This window comes from Streptomyces sp. ISL-36 (assembly GCF_018614205.1).
GTDB lineage: Bacteria > Actinomycetota > Actinomycetes > Streptomycetales > Streptomycetaceae > Streptomyces.
Genome location: NZ_JAGGOS010000046.1, coordinates 137126 through 153736, shown reverse-complemented (window position 1 = coordinate 153736; position 16611 = coordinate 137126). Strand labels below are relative to the sequence as shown.

The 16611-nt window shown below is 73.9% G+C and carries 11 protein-coding genes; 4 read left to right on the top strand and 7 right to left on the bottom strand.

The features are described 5' to 3' along the window. Positions 1–78: 78 nt before the first annotated feature. The gene (locus tag J7E93_RS12670; RefSeq protein WP_215068571.1) at positions 79–585 is read right to left on the bottom strand and encodes a GNAT family N-acetyltransferase; all 507 of its coding nucleotides are present in this window, start codon (positions 583–585) and stop codon (positions 79–81) included. A 33-nt stretch (positions 586–618) separates the two neighbouring features. On the opposite strand from J7E93_RS12670, the gene thpR reads away from it, so the two are divergent. Beyond that, a complete protein-coding gene (thpR, locus tag J7E93_RS12665) occupies positions 619–1188 on the top strand; it encodes an RNA 2',3'-cyclic phosphodiesterase (RefSeq protein WP_215068570.1) in 570 nt (189 codons plus the stop codon). 122 nt (positions 1189–1310) lie between these two features. On the opposite strand, the gene J7E93_RS12660 is transcribed toward thpR, so the two are convergent. The 6 genes from J7E93_RS12660 to J7E93_RS12635 form a co-directional block, all read right to left on the bottom strand. Then, positions 1311–2084 carry a 3-oxoacyl-ACP reductase gene (locus J7E93_RS12660; protein WP_215068568.1) on the bottom strand — a complete coding sequence of 258 codons (774 nt, stop codon included), beginning with the start codon at positions 2082–2084 and terminating at the stop codon, positions 1311–1313. A 136-nt stretch (positions 2085–2220) separates the two neighbouring features. Beyond that, entirely contained in the window at positions 2221–3570 is a 1350-nt protein-coding gene (locus tag J7E93_RS12655; protein ID WP_215068638.1) for a glutamine synthetase family protein, read from the bottom strand. Between the two features lie 126 nt (positions 3571–3696). After that, complete coding sequence (locus tag J7E93_RS12650) at positions 3697–7527, bottom strand: MFS transporter (protein ID WP_215068566.1); 3831 nt, start codon at positions 7525–7527, stop codon at positions 3697–3699. A gap of 95 nt (positions 7528–7622) precedes the next feature. Continuing rightward, positions 7623–11093, bottom strand: coding sequence for a non-ribosomal peptide synthetase (locus tag J7E93_RS12645; RefSeq protein WP_215068564.1), 3471 nt, complete (start codon positions 11091–11093; stop codon positions 7623–7625). 170 nt (positions 11094–11263) lie between these two features. Next, a complete protein-coding gene (locus tag J7E93_RS12640; RefSeq protein WP_215068562.1) occupies positions 11264–12004 on the bottom strand; it encodes a 2OG-Fe dioxygenase family protein in 741 nt (246 codons plus the stop codon). Between the two features lie 140 nt (positions 12005–12144). Further along, the gene (locus J7E93_RS12635) at positions 12145–13089 is read right to left on the bottom strand and encodes a GNAT family N-acetyltransferase (RefSeq protein ID WP_215068560.1); all 945 of its coding nucleotides are present in this window, start codon (positions 13087–13089) and stop codon (positions 12145–12147) included. A 147-nt stretch (positions 13090–13236) separates the two neighbouring features. On the opposite strand from J7E93_RS12635, the gene J7E93_RS12630 reads away from it, so the two are divergent. Genes J7E93_RS12630 through J7E93_RS12620 form a run of 3 tightly spaced genes read left to right on the top strand, consistent with a single transcriptional unit; the run spans position 13237 to position 16602 of the window. Then, positions 13237–15039, top strand: a complete 1803-nt coding sequence (locus tag J7E93_RS12630) for a condensation domain-containing protein (protein WP_215068558.1) — start codon at positions 13237–13239, stop codon at positions 15037–15039. Between the two features lie 28 nt (positions 15040–15067). After that, a complete protein-coding gene (locus J7E93_RS12625; protein WP_251066438.1) occupies positions 15068–15775 on the top strand; it encodes a thioesterase II family protein in 708 nt (235 codons plus the stop codon). After that, a complete protein-coding gene (locus tag J7E93_RS12620; protein WP_308368431.1) occupies positions 15772–16602 on the top strand; it encodes an SDR family oxidoreductase in 831 nt (276 codons plus the stop codon). The genes J7E93_RS12625 and J7E93_RS12620 overlap by 4 nt, the downstream gene beginning before the upstream one ends. Positions 16603–16611: the final 9 nt, after the last annotated feature.

The following is a 16611-nucleotide window of genomic DNA, read 5'->3' as shown; positions in this document are numbered from 1 at the left end:
GAGGGCCGGGGGAACGGGGGCCGGGGGCTTCGCCCCGTAGGCCAGGCCGCCCCGCCCCGCCCCGCCGCCGTGCCTCCGTCAGACGCGCTGGGCGAGGACCTGGCCCGGCCAGTCGCCCACCGCGAAGGTCTCCGTTCTCGTGAAGCCCTGGCGTTCGTAGTACGCGATGAGCCGGCCCTCGCTGCCCGCGAAGCAGTCCACCCGCAGCAGGGACACGCCCTGCCCGCGGGTCTCCTCCACCGCGTGCGCGAGCAGCGCCGCCCCCACCCCCCGGCCGTGGAAGCGGCCGTCGGTCGCCAGGATGCGCACGTACAGCTCCGGCTCGTCGGCCGGCGGCACATGCACGCCCGGGCGCGGGGTCAGCGTGAGCGTGCCGGCCGGGACACCGTCGATCTCGGCGATCCACGGGCTGCCCTCGGCCACGATCTCCTCGACCAGGCTCACCGCCTTCGGCCGCGCGGACCACGGCTCGGTGCCCCACTGGGCGGTGATCCCTCTCCCGTTGAGCCAGACGACGGCGCTGTCCAGCAGAGCCAGTATCGCGGGGACGTCGTCCGCCCCGCCCTTCCTGATCGTGATCTCCATCCGGGCGAGGCTAGCCGCTGTCAGACTCTGCGTATGAGGCTTTTCGCTGCCGTACTGCCGCCGGAGGAGCAGCAGACCGAGCTCGCCCGCGCCGTCGACCGCCTGTCCCACCTGCCGGGCGCCGAGCTTTTGCGCTGGACCTCACGGCCCGGCCGGCACTACACCCTCGCCTTCATGGGGGAGGTCGACGAGGAACTGCTCCCCGACCTCCACGAGCGCCTCGGCCGAGCCGCCCACCGCACCGACCCCTTCCCCCTCCGCCTCCACGGCGGCGGGCACTTCGGCCGGCGCACGCTGTGGGTGGGGGCCGCCGGAGACCTCGACGTGCTGCGGCTGCTCGCGGAGCGCGCCGACGCCGCCGCCCGCCGGGCGGGAGTGGCGATGGACGAGCACCGCCGCTACCAGGCGCACCTCACCGTCGCCCGGGCCCGGGCGGACACGGACCTGCGCCCCTTCGTCACCGCGCTGGACCGCTTCGAGGGCAGCCGCTGGCAGGTCACCGAGCTGGCCCTCGTCCGCAGCCGCCTCCCGGGGAGCGGGGTGCCGGGCGAGCAGCCGCGGTACGAGAAGGTCGGCGCCTGGCCCCTGGGAGGAGCGGGTTAACCTCGAAGGGTGGACCCGAAGACCCGTAACCGGATCATGGCCAGTGTGCTCGTACTGATGTTCGCGATCGTCGCGGTGGCGTCGGTGGTCGGTCAGTAGCCCCCGCCCGGCGCCGCCGCGCGCTACTCCGGCGTCACGTACGCGCCCGCGATGCCGCCGTCCACGAGGAAGTCCGACGCCGTGACGAACGACGAGTCGTCGCTGGCCAGGAACGCGGCCGCGGCGGCGATCTCCTCCGGCTCGGCGAACCGGCCGGTGGGGATGTGGACCAGCCGGCGGGCGGCGCGCGCCGGGTCCTTGGCGAACAGCTCCCGGAGCAGCGGTGTGTTCACCGGCCCCGGGCACAGGGCGTTGACGCGGATGCCCTCGCGCGCGAACTGGACGCCCAGCTCACGCGTCATGGCGAGGACGCCGCCCTTGGACGCGGTGTACGAGATCTGCGAGGTCGCCGCGCCCATCAGCGCCACGAACGACGCCGTGTTGATGATGGACCCCTTGCCCTGACGCTGCATGTAGGGGATCACGTACTTGCAGCACAGGAAGACCGACGTGAGGTTGGTCTCCTGGACGCGGCGCCAGGCCTCCAGACCCGTGGTGAGGATCGAGTCGTCCTCCGGGGGCGAGATGCCGGCGTTGTTGAAGGCGATGTCGATACGGCCGAACGCCCGGTGGGCTTCCTCGTACATGCGCCGCACGTCGGCCTCGTCCGTGACGTCCGCCCGCATGAACAGGCCGCCGATCTCGTCGGCCGCCGCCTGACCGGCGGACGCGTCCACGTCGGCGACGACGACCTTCGCGCCCTCGGCGGCGAGCCTGCGGACGGTGGCGAGGCCGATGCCGCTGCCCGCTCCGGTCACGACGGCGACCCGGTCCTGAAGCCGGAGGTTTACGTTCATGGTGGTGGTGTCCGTTCCTTCGCGTGCGGGTGGGTGAGGGTCATGTGCGGTGAGGGTCACGCGCGGTGAGGGTCATGTGCGGTGAGGGTCATGTGCGGTGAGGATCATGTGCGGTGAGGGTCACGCGCGGTGAGGGTCAGAGCCGTTCGAAGCCGCGGCGCAGTTCCCAGTCGGTGATCGCCCGGTCGTAGGCGGCGAGCTCCTGGCGGGCGTGGTTGGCGTAGTGGGCCACGACCTCCGGGCCGAAGACCCGAACGGCCAGTTCGCTGTTCTCCCACAGCTCCAGCGCCTCCCGAAGATCGCGCGGGGCGCGCGCCGCCTCCGCGGCGGCGTAGGCGTTGCCGTCGAAGGCGGGCTCCAGCGGGAGTGCGCGGTCGATGCCGTCCAGGCCGGCGGCGATGAGGGCGGCCACCGCCAGGTAGGGGTTGACGTCGCCGCCCGGGAGCCGGTTCTCCACGCGCAGGGAGGGGCCGTGGCCGACCAGGCGCAGGGCGCAGGTCCGGTTGTCCAGGCCCCACTTGACGGTGGTCGGGGCGAAGCTGCCGGGGACGAAACGCTTGTACGAGTTGATGTTCGGCGCGTGGAACAGCGTGAGCTCGCGCAGCGCGGCCAGCTGGCCGGCCAGGAAGTGCTCACCCAGCCGGGAGAGGCCTCCGGGGCCGTCGCCGGCCATCACGGGGGTGCCGTCCGCCGCGCGCAGGGAGATGTGGATGTGGCAGGAGTTGCCCTCGCGTTCGTTGGGCTTGGCCATGAACGTGAGGCTCTTGCCGGCCTGCCCGGCGATCTCCTTCGCGCCCGTCTTGTAGACGGCGTGGTTGTCGCAGGTCGTCAGGGCGCCGGCGTAGCGGAAGACGATCTCGTGCTGGCCCGGGTTGCACTCGCCCTTCGCGGACTCGACGTACATCCCGGCGCCGGTCATCGACGTGCGGATGCGGCGCAGCAGCGGCTCGACCCGGGAGGTGCCCAGGACGGAGTAGTCCACGTTGTACTGGTTGGCCGGCTCCAGGCCGCGGTAGTCCTTCCGCCACGCCTGCTCGTAGCTGTCCTCGAACACGATGAACTCCAGCTCCGTGCCGACCATCGCCTGCCAGCCGCGCTCGGCGAGCCGGGCGGTCTGGGCCCGCAGGATCTGGCGGGGTGAGGCGGCGACGGGCTCGCCGCCCTCCCAGCGCAGGTCGGCGAGGACCAGCGCGGTCCCCTCGTGCCAGGGCATCAGCCGCAGGGTCGACAGGTCCGGTACGAGGACGAAGTCGCCGTAGCCGCGGTCCCAGGACGACATGGCGTAGCCGTCGGCCGGGTTCATCTCGACGTCCACGGCAAGCAGGTAGTTGCAGCCCTCGGTGTGGCCCTCGGCGACCTCGTCGAGGAAGTACTCGGCGGACAGCCGCTTGCCCTGGAGGCGGCCCTGCATGTCGGTGAAGGCGAGGACGACGGTGTCGATCTCCTCGGCCGCCACCCGCTCGCGGAGCTCGTCGAGGGCGAGCATTCCCTTGCGCTTCGTCACGCTCGCCTGCGTCACGTTCGCCTGCGTCATGTTCCGCTTCGTCATGTTCTCTTCCACGGTTCGGTCGGGTCGCCGGAGGGCTGCGGCGGCTGCGGTGGGCTCGGCGGCTCAGAAGGTGTACGCGCGGGTGGCGAGGGTGTATCCGGACGCTTCGCCGGACCACGTCACCGTCGCCGGGCGTGGGACGCTCAGCGCGCCGGCCGGCAGGGTCGGGGTCTGCGCCACGACCCGCAGCGGCAGGGGGCCGTCGCCGCGCACCGTCAGGGTGATGTCGGTGCCTTCCGTGCCGGGCGCGGCCATGATGAAGCCCCATCCCCACGCTCCGGCCGCCGCGCTCCGGTTGCGGCCGCCCGGGAGCTCCGCCGTGCCGTGCCGGGCGCCGACGACGGTGGCCCGGTCGGTGTCCGCGTACAGCATCAGCTGGGTGGGCGCGCCGCCCTGCGCCCCGAGGTGCAGGGTGAGCGTGCGGACACCGCCCGTCCGCCGGTCCTCGCGGACCTTCAGGGTCGGCAGCGGAACGGCCGCGGCCGGGGCGGGGCCGACCCGCCAGGTGTCGGGTTCGGTCAGCGGCGGGAAGCGCCGCGCGAGGCCGGAGGCGTCCGTGGTGGCGTGGCGGGCGACCCAGGCGTCGGGGTTGCCGCCGTCGCTGATCCACTGCGCGGTGCCGGTGTCGGCGTCCACCGCGTACATCAGGCTCACATGGGTGGGGTGGGTCGCGTCGGTCCGGTCGGTGAGCGCTCCGAAGCCGAGCACGGCCGCGCCCAGGAGGGCGACCCCGCAGAAGACGGCCAGGACGCGCGGGCGGGGCAGGACGGGGGTCGCCGGTACCGCCACGGGGGCGGTGACGAGGACGACGACGGCCAGTGGCACCGAGGCGTACACCAGGCCGACGGTGGTGAAGAGCATGAGCACGACCGGGGTGAGGAGGGCGGCGGCGGGGATCGCGGCGAGCGCCGCGCAGGCGCCGCGCCACGGTGAACGCAGGGGCAGCCTGGCCGCGGCGGCGAGGCCCGCCGCGCCGGCCAGGGCCGGCCAGGCGAAGAGGTAGGAAGCACCGGGGAAGACGAGTGCGGTGACGACGGCCAGCAGGGTCAGGACGCCGGTGACGGCGGCGGACAGTTCGATCGCGGTACGGGGGGTGGGGCGCGGGCCGTTACGGGGGCCGTTACGAGGGTCGTTACGGGGGGCGTTACGGGGGGCGTTACGGGACGTACCGGCGCGGGCCGGGCGGATCCGGCGCAGGAACGCCGCCCAGGCCCAGGTCAGCGCCACCGCCACGAGGGTCAGGCCGAGGGCGGGCAGCTCCGGCCGGTAGGGGTCGCCCAGCAGGAAGCCGAGGTAGTCCGGGCGGATGAGGGTGAGCAGCTCCCAGCCGAGCCAGCCGGTGGCGGCGGCGCCGAGCAGCGGCAGCGGCAGCGAACCGGCCGCCGCCCCGACGGCCCGCAGCCGTACGGCGCCCCGCCCGCGGGCGAACCACAGGGCCGCCGCGAAGCCGAGCGCGGCCAGTCCGGCGAGCGGCAGGACGAGGGAGGTGGGGTAGTGGAGCAGGGTGCCGAAGAGAGTGAAGTAGGTGGCGTCGGAGTGCCCGGCGACCTCGCCGAGATCGCTCGCGGCGAGCGCGCGGGCGGAGGAGAGCGCGGCGGACCCCATGTCCTGGAGGCTGGAGCGGTCGACGTTCGCCAGGTTGTCCTGCGGGGTGTGGTAGTTCGCGGAGCCGCCGAGCACGGCGAAGTTGAGACCGGTCAGGCCGGTACGGCGGAGTTCGGAGAGGTCGGTGTCCTGCGCCAGCAGACGGTAGATCTCGTACGAGAACGAGGTGGCGACCGGCGGTACGGCGGCCAGCGTCGGGATCAGGGCGCTGTTGTGCGCGCCGGTCTCGAACATCACCACGCGACCGGATGTGCCGCGCGCCTCCAGGTTGAGCACCACCGTGCGCTCGGGGTCGGTGACGCCGGCGGCGGTGAAGGCCCGGGCGCCCATCAGGCCCGGCTCCTCGCCGTCGGTGAAGAGGAAGGTGATGTCGTTGCGCGGGGCGGGTCCGGACGTCAGCGCGCGGGCGGACTCGAGGAGGGAGGACACGCCGAGGCCGTCGTCGGAGGCGCCGGGGCCGATCTCGACCGAGTCGTAGTGCGCGACGAGGAGCACGTGGCCGGTGGAGTGGTGGCCGGGCAGGGTGGCGCTGATGTTCTGCACCCGGGCGGAGAGGGCGGCTCCGGAGCCGGTGTCGGTGCTGACGGCGCTGTCGACGCGGGGCGTGAGCCCGAGGGCGCGGAGTTCGGCGACGATCCGGTCGCGGACCTTGTCGTGTTCGGGGGTGCCGATGGGGTGGGGGGCGTCGGAGAGGGCGCTGAGCTTCGCGTGGGCGCGGTCGGCCGAGAACGCGGCGGCGGGGGCGTCGGCGGGGAGCGGGGCGGGCCCGGAGACGGTGGTCCAGGCGCTGATCGCGGCGGCGGTGGCGGCCAGGGCGACGACCAGGGCCTGGGCGCGGCGGCGGGGGGTGATGATCCTGGAGGTCGTGGCGGGGGACGGGGCGGGAGGGGGGACGGGAGCGGTGGCGGTGGGACGTCCGGCCTCGGTGTCCGTGTCGGTGTCGGTCTCGGTCTGAGGCTCGGCCTTCGCCTCGCGTGTGGCCTCGGCCTCGGGGGAACCTTCCTGCACCGGCTCCGTGTCGAGGCTCCGCGGCGGCAGCATGACCAGCGCGGCCACGGTCGCCGCGGTCATCAGCGCCGCTGACATCAGGAACGGGGCCCGCAGGCCGAAGTGGGCGGCCACCACGCCGCCGACCAGTCCGCCGACCGGGGAGACGCCGTTGACGACGAGCCGGTAGGCGCCGTTGACCCGACCGAACAACTCGGTGGGGACGAGGACCTGGCGCAGCGAGATGGTGACGACGTTCGCCAGCGAGATGGCGGCGCCGACCAGGCTCAGCGTGCCGGCCGCGAGGAACGGGTTGCGGGTGAGACCCGGGATCAGGAACGCCGGCGGGCAGAGCGCGAACGCCAGGTGGAGGGTCCGGCCGCGACCGATCCGCTTCACCACGAGGGGCGCGACGAGCAGGCCGACGAGCCCGCCCAGCGCCACGAGGACCATGAGCAGCCCGTACGCGTTCTCGCCGATGCCCAGCGTCTCCAGGGCGTACAGGACGGCGATGGAGAGCACGGCCAGGATGGAGAAGTTCAGGGTGCCGATCAGCACGCAGACGGTGCGCAGTGCGCGGTGGCCGCGCAGCCAGCGGGCGCCCGCCGCGGTCTGCTGCCACAGCCGGCGGAACGTCATCCGCTCGACGGTCGGGACACCGGCGGTGCCGGTTCCCGCGGTGCCCGCCGGGCCCGCCGCGCCCGACCGGCGGATGGAGAGGATCAGGAGCGCCGAGAGGCCGAAGGAGATCGTGTCCAGGGCGAACGGCAGCGCGTGCGAGGTGGAGAACAGGAACGCGCCGAGCGGCGCCCCGAGGAACTCGGTCGTGACGAACTGCCCGCCCATCAGGCGGCTGTTGGCGGAGTCCAGTGAGGCGGTGCCCGTCACGTCGGGCACCACCGCCTGGGACAGGTTCTCCGCGAGCGTCTCGATCGAGCTGAGGACGAAAGCGGTGACCGCCAGGACCGCGATGCCGACCTGGCCGGCATAGGCGAGCACGGCGAAGACGCCGATGACGGCCGCCCGTGCCAGGTCGCAGATCCACAGCGCCCGCCACCGGTCGACGGTGTCGGCCAGCGTCCCGGCGAAGGGCCCGACGACCAGCCACGGCAGACGTGAGGCCACCGTCACCAGAGCCACCAGGAAGGGGTCCTGGGTGAGTGCGGCGGCGAAGACCGCGAACGCGGTGATCCGGATGCCGTCGCCGAGCCCGGAGAGCGTGGTGGCGCTCCACAGGCGGCGGAAGCCGCCGGCGAATCCGCCGCGGCCCGCGGCCACCGGCGCCATGGTCTGCGTCGCCACGGTCTGCCCTTTCTTTCCGGTGGGGTTCCGGGGGTCGGTGTGCTGGTGCTGGTGCTGGTGCGGGTCGGTGGGCAAGGGGGGGTACGGGCTCGGCGTCAGGCGCGCAGGCCCGCGTCCACCTCCGCGGCGGACATGCGCTGGACCCGTAGGACCAGCTCGGCCACCCGGTCGATGTCGATGCCGGCCTCCGCGCCCTGCGCCCGTACCAAGACCGCGAGCGCCGCCACTGTCGGTGCCTCGATGAAGAAGTGCAGCGGCAGTTCGATCCGGAACAGCTGTCGGATGTTGGAGACGACCAGCGTCGCGAGCAGCGAGTGGCCGCCCAGATCGAAGAAGTCGTCGTGCACGCCGATCCCGGGGACGCCGAGCGCCTGCTCCCAGACCCCGGCGAGCACCCGCTGGACATCGTCCGACGGCGCCACCCGCTCGACGCCCGTGGCCGGTCCGCCCACACCGGGCAGCGGCAGCGCCGCGCGGTCCACCTTGCCGTTCGGCGTCAGCGGGAAGACGTCGAGGACGGTGTACGAGGACGGGATCATCGGGGTCGGGACGATCCGGCCGAGATGGCGGCGGAGCGCGTCGGCGCCCGGCACGGTCGCGCCCTCGGCGGCCGTGACGTAGGCGGCGAGGCTCAGTTCGCCCTGCCGGTCGGGGAGGGCCAGCACGGTGGCCTCGGCGACCGCCGGGTGGGTGCGCAGCGCGGTCTCCACCTCGGCGGGCTCGACGCGGTAGCCGCGGATCTTGACCTGGTGGTCGAGGCGGCCGAGGAACTCCAGCGTGCCGTCCGCCTTCCAGCGGGCCCGGTCGCCGGTCCGGTACAGCCGCTCGCCGGGCAGGAAGGGGTGTGGCACGTAGCGCTCGGCGGTCTGCCCGGGCCGGTCGAGGTAGCCGCGCGCCAACTGCACGCCGCCGATGAGGAGTTCTCCCGCGACGCCGATCGGCTGGATTCGGCCGAGCTCGTCCAGGACGTACAGCTTCACCCCCGCGATCGGCGAGCCGATCGGCACGGGCTGCGGGACGGGCACGGGCACCCGGTGCATGGCCACGTCGATGGTGGACTCGGTGGGTCCGTAGCAGTTGTAGAGGTCGGCGTGCGGGGCCAGTTCGAGGAAGCGGCCGGCCAGTTCGGCGGTCAGTTCCTCGCCGCCGCTCTGCGCGATCCGCAGGGTGCGCGCGGCCTCGGCGAAGCCGGGCTCGGCGACGACCGGGCGGAGCGTCGAGGGGACGAAGTCGGTGGCCGTGACCCGGTGGCGGACCAGCACCTCGTGCACGTAACGGGCGTCGGTGTTGCGCCGGGGGAGGGCCATGACCTGGCGGGCGCCGCTCAGCGGCGGGACGAGGATCTCCCAGAGGGACGGGTCGGCGGTGATCGGCGTCTTGTGCAGCACGGTGTCCGCAGGGCCGAAGCCGAGGGAGTCGATCATCTCGCGCACCCGGTTGGAGATCGCGCGGTGGGGGACGACGACGCCCTTGGGCTGCCCGGTGGAGCCCGAGGTGTAGAGGACGTAGGCGGCGTTGTCAGGGGTCAGCGCGAGGCGCGGACGGTCGCTCGGCCGCTCGGCGAGCTGGTCCTCCAGCGCGTCCAGGGCGACGATCTCGACAGCGGCCTCGGCGCCGGTGTCCCGGCCGGGCGGGGTGACGGCCGGAGTCCGACCGGTGTCCCGCTGGGGCAGGGTGACGGCCGGAATGCGGCCGGCCAGCTCGGAGAGGGTCAGGACCCGGACCGTACGGGCGTCGCGGATCAGCTGCTCGTGCCGCTCGGCGGGGTGGTCCGGCTCCAGCGGTACGTAGACGGCGCCGGCCTTGAACACGCCGAACAGGGCCACCATGAAGTCCAGTCCGCGGGGCAGGCACAGGCCCACCCGGTCCTCCGTGCGCACGCCGGTGTCGCGCAGCCAGTGCGCCAGCCGGTTGGCCCGCTCGTCGAGTTCGCGGAAGGTGAGGCTGGGGGAGGGGACGGTGTCGTCGCCGGAGTCGGCGATGACGGCCACCGCGTCGGGGGTGGCGGCGACCTGGTCGGCGAACCAGTCGGTGAGCAGCCGGGGCGGGCAGGCCGGGGCGGCCGGGCCGCTCATCTCCAGGAGCCGCTCGCGCTGGGCCTCGGACATCACCGGAAGGTCCCGGACGTCCGTACCGCCGTCGGCGGCGACCGCCGTGAGGACGGAGGTGACGGCCTCGCCGATCCGGGCGGCTGTCTCGGGGTCGTAGAGGTCGAGGGCGTAACCGAGCCAGCCGGACAGGCCGCCGTCGGGCGTCGGCGAGAACTCCAGGGTCAGGTCCAGGTCGGCGCCGGCGGTGGTGGTGTCGACGATCTCCACCTCGACGCCGGGCAGCCGCAGTTCGCCGAACGGCACATTGCGCAGGGCGAGCAGGGTGTGCAGCAGCGCGCCGCCCCGGCCCGCGGCCTGCTCGCCGCCCGCGGCCTGGGCGATCCGCTCGTACGGAACGTCCTGGTGGCTCATGCCGTCCAGCGTCCGGGCGCCGGCCTGCCGCAGCAGCTCGCGGAAGGGGGCCGCCCCGTCCACGTCGAGCCGCAGCGGCAGGGTGTTGACGAAGAAGCCGACCAGACGCTCCAGTTCGGGGCGGTTGCGGCCGGCGACGGGGGCGCCGATGACGAGGTCCCGCTGGCCGGACCAGCGGTGCAGCACCACCGCGTACGCGGCGAGCAGGACGCCGAAGAGCGTGGTCCGCTCGGACCGGCCGAGCGCGGTGAGACGGCCGGTCAGTTCGGGGGAGAGCCGCAGCGGCACGGCGCCGCCGCGGTACGAGGGTTCGGCGGGCCGGGCCCGGTCACCGGGCAGGTGCAGTTCCGGGGCGCCTCGCAGGACCTCCTGCCAGTGGGTGAGGTGTGCGGCGGCCGCCGCGCCCTCGCTCCGCTCACGCTGCCATGCGGCGAAGTCGGCGTACTGCACGGGTAGTTCGGGCAGGTGGGCGGCGCGGTGCTCGACGGCGGCGGTGTACGCCTCCATCAGCTCGTCGACCAGAACGCCGAGGGACCAGCCGTCGACCACGATGTGGTGGACGCACAGGGCGAACACCCACGTGCGCTCCGTTCCCGCTGTGTCCGGCGCACCTCCGACTCGCCAGAGGCCCGCCCGCAGCAGTGGGGCGGCGGCGAGGTCGAAGGGGCGGGTGGTGAGGTCGGCGACCAGGGCGTCGATGTCGGCGGCGTCCGCCTCCTCCGCCACCAGGCCGACGGCGACCTCGCCGGTGGCCCGGACGACCTGCGTGAGGCCCTGGTCGGGGGTCAGCTCGAAGCCGGTGCGCAGCGCCTCGTGCCGGTCCACCACCGTGCCGAGCGCGGTGCGCAGGGCCTCCTCGTCGAGCGCGCCGCGCAGCTTGAGCACGATGGGCAGCAGGTACGTGACGGCGTCGGGGGCCAGCTCGTGCTGGAAGTACAGCCGCTCCTGGCCCTGGGAGGCGCGGTGGCGGTCGACGGAGGCGCCGGGGGTGCGCGGCAGCCGGGGCACGGCGTCCTGCTGAGCCCGTTGCCGGGCGAGCCGCAGGCTGAGCAGGGCGCGCCGCTCCGGTGACAGCTCGCTGATGGCGCGGTTCAACTCGGACATCGGTCGGTTACTCCTGGGGCGTCATGGTCGGCGGACGTGCGGACGTGCGGACGTGCGGACGTGCGGGCTCCGGGTGTGCGGGTCCGGGGGGCCGGGGGGTGGGGTCCCGGGTGTGCCGGCTCCGGGCGTGCGGGCCCCGGGTGGGTGGGCCCCCGGGGCCGGGCCGGGGCTCAGAGCAGGTCGAAGTCGACGATCAGCACGTCGCGGTGGGCGGGCAGCGCCGGGTCCATCGGACGCAGCGCGGTGACGTCGTGCAGCACACGGCGGTCGTCCACCAGCAGCTGGTCACCGGGCTCGGCCAGGGTCACGGCCAGGAGCTGCTCGCCGTCCTCGCTGTAGAGGGAGGACTCGCCGCCGACGACGTTGTGCCGGTCGACGAGCAGCGAGGTGACGAACGTCGAGCCGTCACGGTGCCGGCCCTGCGGTGCCGGCTTGCCGACCTGACCGGGGCTGGTCACGATGCGGAACGGGTGCAGCTTCACGTCCCACGCGGTGACACCCTCGACCGCGGTGAAGATCCGCCCGAGCGTCAGCACCGTCGCCCGCGTCAGCGGATCGGCGAGGAACTCCTCGGTGAGCGGGTCGAAGTGCCGCTGCTGGCCGCCGTTGAGCGGGTTGACCGTGAGGTCCTGAGCGTAGGGGCCGTGCGGCAGGGCGGTGAGGGTCTCGGTGGTGGCGTCGAGGTGGAAGTGACCGTAACGGCGGTAGCGGTAGGTGCCGTTGTCGCGCATGTACCGGTCCACGGTGAGGTCGTTCCAGTGGCCGGCGAAGCGCGCCCAGTCCTCGGCGCCCGCGCCGACGAGCTCGGACAGCGGGGCGGCGGCCAGCAGGTGGTGGCCCTGGGCGGACAGGTCGTCCGCCGCCCGGGACTCGGTGGCGGCAAGCGTGGTCGGGGCGAACGCGTCGGACACGGTGGGCTGCCTCTCACTGGATCGGGAGCACGGTCCGTCCGTACCTCCACGCTTCCGATCCTGGCCGCGCCCACCGGTCCGCAGCAGTCGGGGGAACCCCTGACACGCCCCGGCGGCGGGCGGGTCGGGGACCGGACGGGTCAGGCGGCGCGGGACGCCAGGATCACGCGGATCTCGCTGACGCGGTATCCGCCGCGGCGGAAGGCGTTCGCCATCGGGACGTTGGTGGAGTCCGTGGTGGCGGTGATCCGCTCCGCGCCCTCACCGGCGTGGAAGCGGGTGATCTCGCCGAGGACGTCGTCGATGTAGCGCTGTCCCCGCAGCTCGGGGACGACACCGAGGTAGCCGACGTTCGGCGAGTACGGGGTACGGGAGGGGATGGCGAAACCGGCGAGGCGGCCGTCGGGGGTGTGCGCGAGCCGCCACCACTCCCGCTTGCCGGGGCAGCTCAGATAGAACTCGAGGTCGTCGCGGGCGGCGGCCTCCTCGCCCATGTCGGCGACGTTGGCGAGGGTCTCGCTGTCCAGGCTGCCGCGCGAGACCTGGCGGAAGACCTCGACGAACGCCTCGTCGTCGGGCTCGGCGGTGAACACCAGACGGTCCGACCGCTCCGGGGTGCCGTTCTCCGGCACCCACTCGAAGCGCAGCCGCTGGATCCGTTCGGTCAGGCCGGCACGCTTGGCGGCCTCCTCGCGCCACGCGGCCGCGGCGGCCCGGCTCTCCTCGTCGCCGTCGTCCTGCGGCAGCATGATGTTGTACTTCGGCGGGGTGGTGGCGCCCTGCTCGGCGAACGCCGCGTGGGCGGCGGTGAGCAGCTCGGCCGCGAGCGTGACCGGGTCGGTGACCGACGGGTGCACGGACAGGCAGTCCAGGGTGATCGGGCGCTCGCTGTCGGAGCGGCCCCACCACAGGCCGCGGGCGAGGATCCGGCCGTCCTCCTCCGCGAGCCATGTCCACTCGGGGCGGCACTGCCGGGCCGCCGTCTCCTCGCGGTAGCGGTCGGCGTCGATCCAGACGACGGGTTCCTTGACGTCCCAGGCGAGGACGGCGTCCAGGTCGCGCTCGGTCATCGGGCGGTAGTGCATGGGGCCTCCGTGAAGTATGGAGGCAGTAACTCTGTCACCGCGTGAGGCGTGCGGTCAGTCAGGGGTCTTCCCGACTGACGGAGCGGGCACGGGTGGCCGCAGGATGCAGCGGACCGGTCCACGTCCGACCCAGGAGGTCCACTCCCGATGGCTGAGCAGTCGCTGGCGATCACCACGTCGTTCGCCCAGCAGAGCCTCTGGCTGCAGCACCAGATCGACCCCGGCCGCTCGGCCTACCACGTGGTCGCGGGCATCCGGCTGCGCGGTCCGCTCGACGTACCGGCGCTGACGGCCGCGCTCAACGCGGTGGCCGGACGCCACGAGACGCTGCGGACGGTCTTCCGGCTCGACGACGGGGTACCGGTCCAGGTGATCGGCCCCGTCGCCCCGCTGGCCGTCCCGGTGGTCGACGTCGCCGCCGAGGAGGTGGACGCGCTCGTGCAGCGGGAGGTCGAGACCCCCTTCGACCTGGCGGCGGGGCCGCTGGTGCGCCTGCGGCTGCTGCGGCTCGCGGCGGACCACCACGTCGCCGTGCTGGTGATGCACCACATCATCACCGACGGCGAGTCCTCCGCGATCCTGCTCCGCGAACTCCTCCTGCACTACGCCGCGGAGGTGGCGGGCGAACCGCTGGAGCTTCCCGAACTTCCCATCCAGTACGCGGATTTCGCGGTCTGGCAGCGCGGCCTGCTCAGCGGCGAGCACCTCGACCGGCTGACGGCGTACTGGTCCGGGCGGCTGGCGGGCGCCGCGCCCCTCGCCCTCCCGGGGGCACCGTCCGGTGCGGAGCGCGGTCCTTCGGCCGGCGCCCTGCACGCGTTCACGGTGCCGGAGGCGCTGCGCGGCCGGCTGGAGTCGGCGGCCCGGGAGGGCGACGCCACCCTGTTCATGATCCTGCTGGCCGGTTTCGAGACTCTTCTCGGCCGGTGGTGCGGCCAGGACGACATCACCGTCCTCTCCCCGGTCTCCGGCCGCTCCCGGCCCGAGCTGGAGGAGGTCATCGGATACTTCGTCAACCCGCTGCTGCTGCGTACCGACCTCTCCGGCGACCCGGACGCGCGGGCGGTGCTCGCCCGGGTACGGGAGACCTGCCTCGGCGCGTACGACCACGAGGAGCTGCCGTACGAGCAGGCCGCGAACCTCCTCGGCGGACCGGGTGCGGAGCGCGGGCGGACCGCCGGCGGTCAGGTGATGATGGTGCTGCAGTCCGCCCGTGAGGAGAGCTGGAGCCCGGCGGGCCTGGAGTGGGAGCAGATCCCGGTCGGCATCGGCACGGCCAAGGCCCCGCTCGTCCTCGACCTGCGACCCGGCGTGGACGGGCCGCACGGTGTCCTTCACGGGGTCCTGGAGTACGACAGCGGGCTGTTCGACGCGTCCACCGTGGCGGCGCTGGCCGAGGACCTGGTGGCCGTCTGGGAGTGGCTGGCCGACGGGTCCGCGCTGCCCCTCTCCGCCGTACCGGGCCTGAAGGGCCCCGCGGAGCGCGCGGCGGCCCCAGCGGCCCCCGCGGTGCCGGTGGCTCCGGCGGCGCCGCAGGCCACCGGACCCGCCGCGTACGTGGCACCGCGCACGCCCCTCGAAGAGGAAGTGGCCCTGATCTGGGCCGAGCTCCTCGGACGGGAGCGCGTCGGCGTGCACGACAACTTCTTCGACCTCGGCGGGCAGTCGCTGGCCGCCGTACGACTGACCGCCCGGTTGCGCGAGGAGTTCGGCATCGGGCTCGCGGTCCGCGACCTGTACGCCAACTTCACCGTCGAGGAAGTCGCCTGGCGGCTGCTGGAGGCACTGGCGGCCGAGGAAGCCGAGCAGGCCGAGGAAGCCGAGCAGGCCGAGCCGGCCGAGCATGCCGCAGAGGCCGAGGCCGGAACCGGTGCCGGTGCCGGAGCCGAGGTCGCAGAGGCCGTCGCCGGAACCGAGGCCCGGGCCGTCACCGGGCCGACCGCGGTCTGAACCGCCCCGAACCGAATCCTGGAGAGAGATGTCTACTCCCGTACTGTGCTTTCCCCCTGCCGGGGCGGGCGCCAGCTTCTTCCACCCCTGGCTCGGACACCGCCAGGACCTGCGGGTCGTCCCCGTGCAACTCCCGGGCCGTGAGCGTCGCCTCGCGGAGGAGGAGTGCACCGACCTGGACTCCCTCATGGCCACGATCGTCCCCGAGCTGCGCGCCGAGATCGGCGACGCCGAGCGCGTGGTCGTCTTCGGCCACAGCTACGGCGCGCTCCTCGCCTACGAGACCGTCCGCCGGCTGTCCGAGCAGGCGCCCGGCATCGCGCTGACCCTGGTGGTGAGCGGGTCCAACCGGCCCGGCACGCCGCGGGCCGGCCGGGTCACCGGGCTGCCCGACGACGAGTTCGTCGCCGGCGTCGCCGACATCGCGGGCTACCGCCACCCGGCCCTGGACGAGCCCGAGCTGCGGGAGCTGCTGCTGCCCACGCTCCGCACCGACGTGGCGATGCACGAGAACTACCGCCACACCGCCACCGGACCGCTCGACGTGCCCGTGCTGGCCGTGCGCGGGCGCTCCGACGACCTGGTGTCGGCGGCCGAGCTCGCCGAATGGCGGGAGATCACCTCGGCCGGGTTCACCCGGGCCGAGATCGACGGCGGGCACATGTACCTGGTCGACGGGTGGGCCGCGCTGCTGGACCTCGTGGCCGGGGCGACGGTGGCCGGAGTGGCCTCGTGACCGGCAGGCTGGCCGGCCGGACCGTGATCGTCACGGGCGCGGGACGGGGCATCGGCCGGGCGTGCGCGCTGGCACTCGCCGCCGAGCAGGCCGCCCTGGTGCTGGTCGACATCGCCGCCGAGGTGGCCGAGGTGCCGTATCCGATGGCGTCGGCCGCCCAGCTGGAGCACACGGCGCGGATGTGCCGTGAGCGCGGGGCGGCCGTCCTGACCGTGCAGGCCGACGTGCGCCGGGCGGAGGAGGCCGAGCGGGTCGTCACCGAGGCCGCGGCCCGGTTCGGGCAGGTGGACGTCCTCGTCAACAACGCCGGGATCGCCGGGCCTTCGGGTCGGATCGTGCACGAGGTCGGCGAGGCCGACTGGGCCGTGATGATGGACTCCAACCTCAACGCGCCGTGGCGGATGATGAAGGCGGTCGGCCCGGGGATGGTCGAGCGGCGGGCCGGCTCGATCGTCAACATCGCCTCCACGGCGGGGCTGGTCGGCTACCGGAACTTCGCCGGTTACGTCGCCTCCAAGCACGGGCTGATCGGCCTGACCCGCGCCGCGGCCCTGGACTACGCGCCGTACCGCGTCCGCGTGAACGCGGTCTGCCCCGGCTCGGTGCGCGACACGGTCCACGGCGAGGGCCGCATGCTCGCGGAGATCGGCCGCAGCATCGGCCTCGACCCGGCGGAGCACGAGGAGGCCTTCCTCACCCAACAGCCGACGAACGCCCTCGTGGAGGCGGAGGACGTGGCCGGGGCGGTGGTGTGGCTCGCCACGGACGAGTCCCGTTCGGCGACGGGCAGTGTCGTCACGGTCGACGGCGGCTACAGCATCCGCTGACGCGCCGCC

Excerpts from the sequence above, each read along its gene's own strand:
- J7E93_RS12670 (WP_215068571.1), bottom strand. The coding sequence starts at position 585 with ATGGAGATCACGATCAGGAAGGGCGGGGCGGACGACGTCCCCGCGATA.
- thpR (WP_215068570.1), top strand. The coding sequence starts at position 619 with ATGAGGCTTTTCGCTGCCGTACTGCCGCCGGAGGAGCAGCAGACCGAG.
- J7E93_RS12660 (WP_215068568.1), bottom strand. The coding sequence starts at position 2,084 with ATGAACGTAAACCTCCGGCTTCAGGACCGGGTCGCCGTCGTGACCGGA.
- J7E93_RS12655 (WP_215068638.1), bottom strand. The coding sequence starts at position 3,570 with ATGCTCGCCCTCGACGAGCTCCGCGAGCGGGTGGCGGCCGAGGAGATC.
- J7E93_RS12645 (WP_215068564.1), bottom strand. The coding sequence starts at position 11,093 with ATGTCCGAGTTGAACCGCGCCATCAGCGAGCTGTCACCGGAGCGGCGC.
- J7E93_RS12635 (WP_215068560.1), bottom strand. The coding sequence starts at position 13,089 with ATGCACTACCGCCCGATGACCGAGCGCGACCTGGACGCCGTCCTCGCC.
- J7E93_RS12630 (WP_215068558.1), top strand. The coding sequence starts at position 13,237 with ATGGCTGAGCAGTCGCTGGCGATCACCACGTCGTTCGCCCAGCAGAGC.
- J7E93_RS12625 (WP_251066438.1), top strand. The coding sequence starts at position 15,068 with ATGTCTACTCCCGTACTGTGCTTTCCCCCTGCCGGGGCGGGCGCCAGC.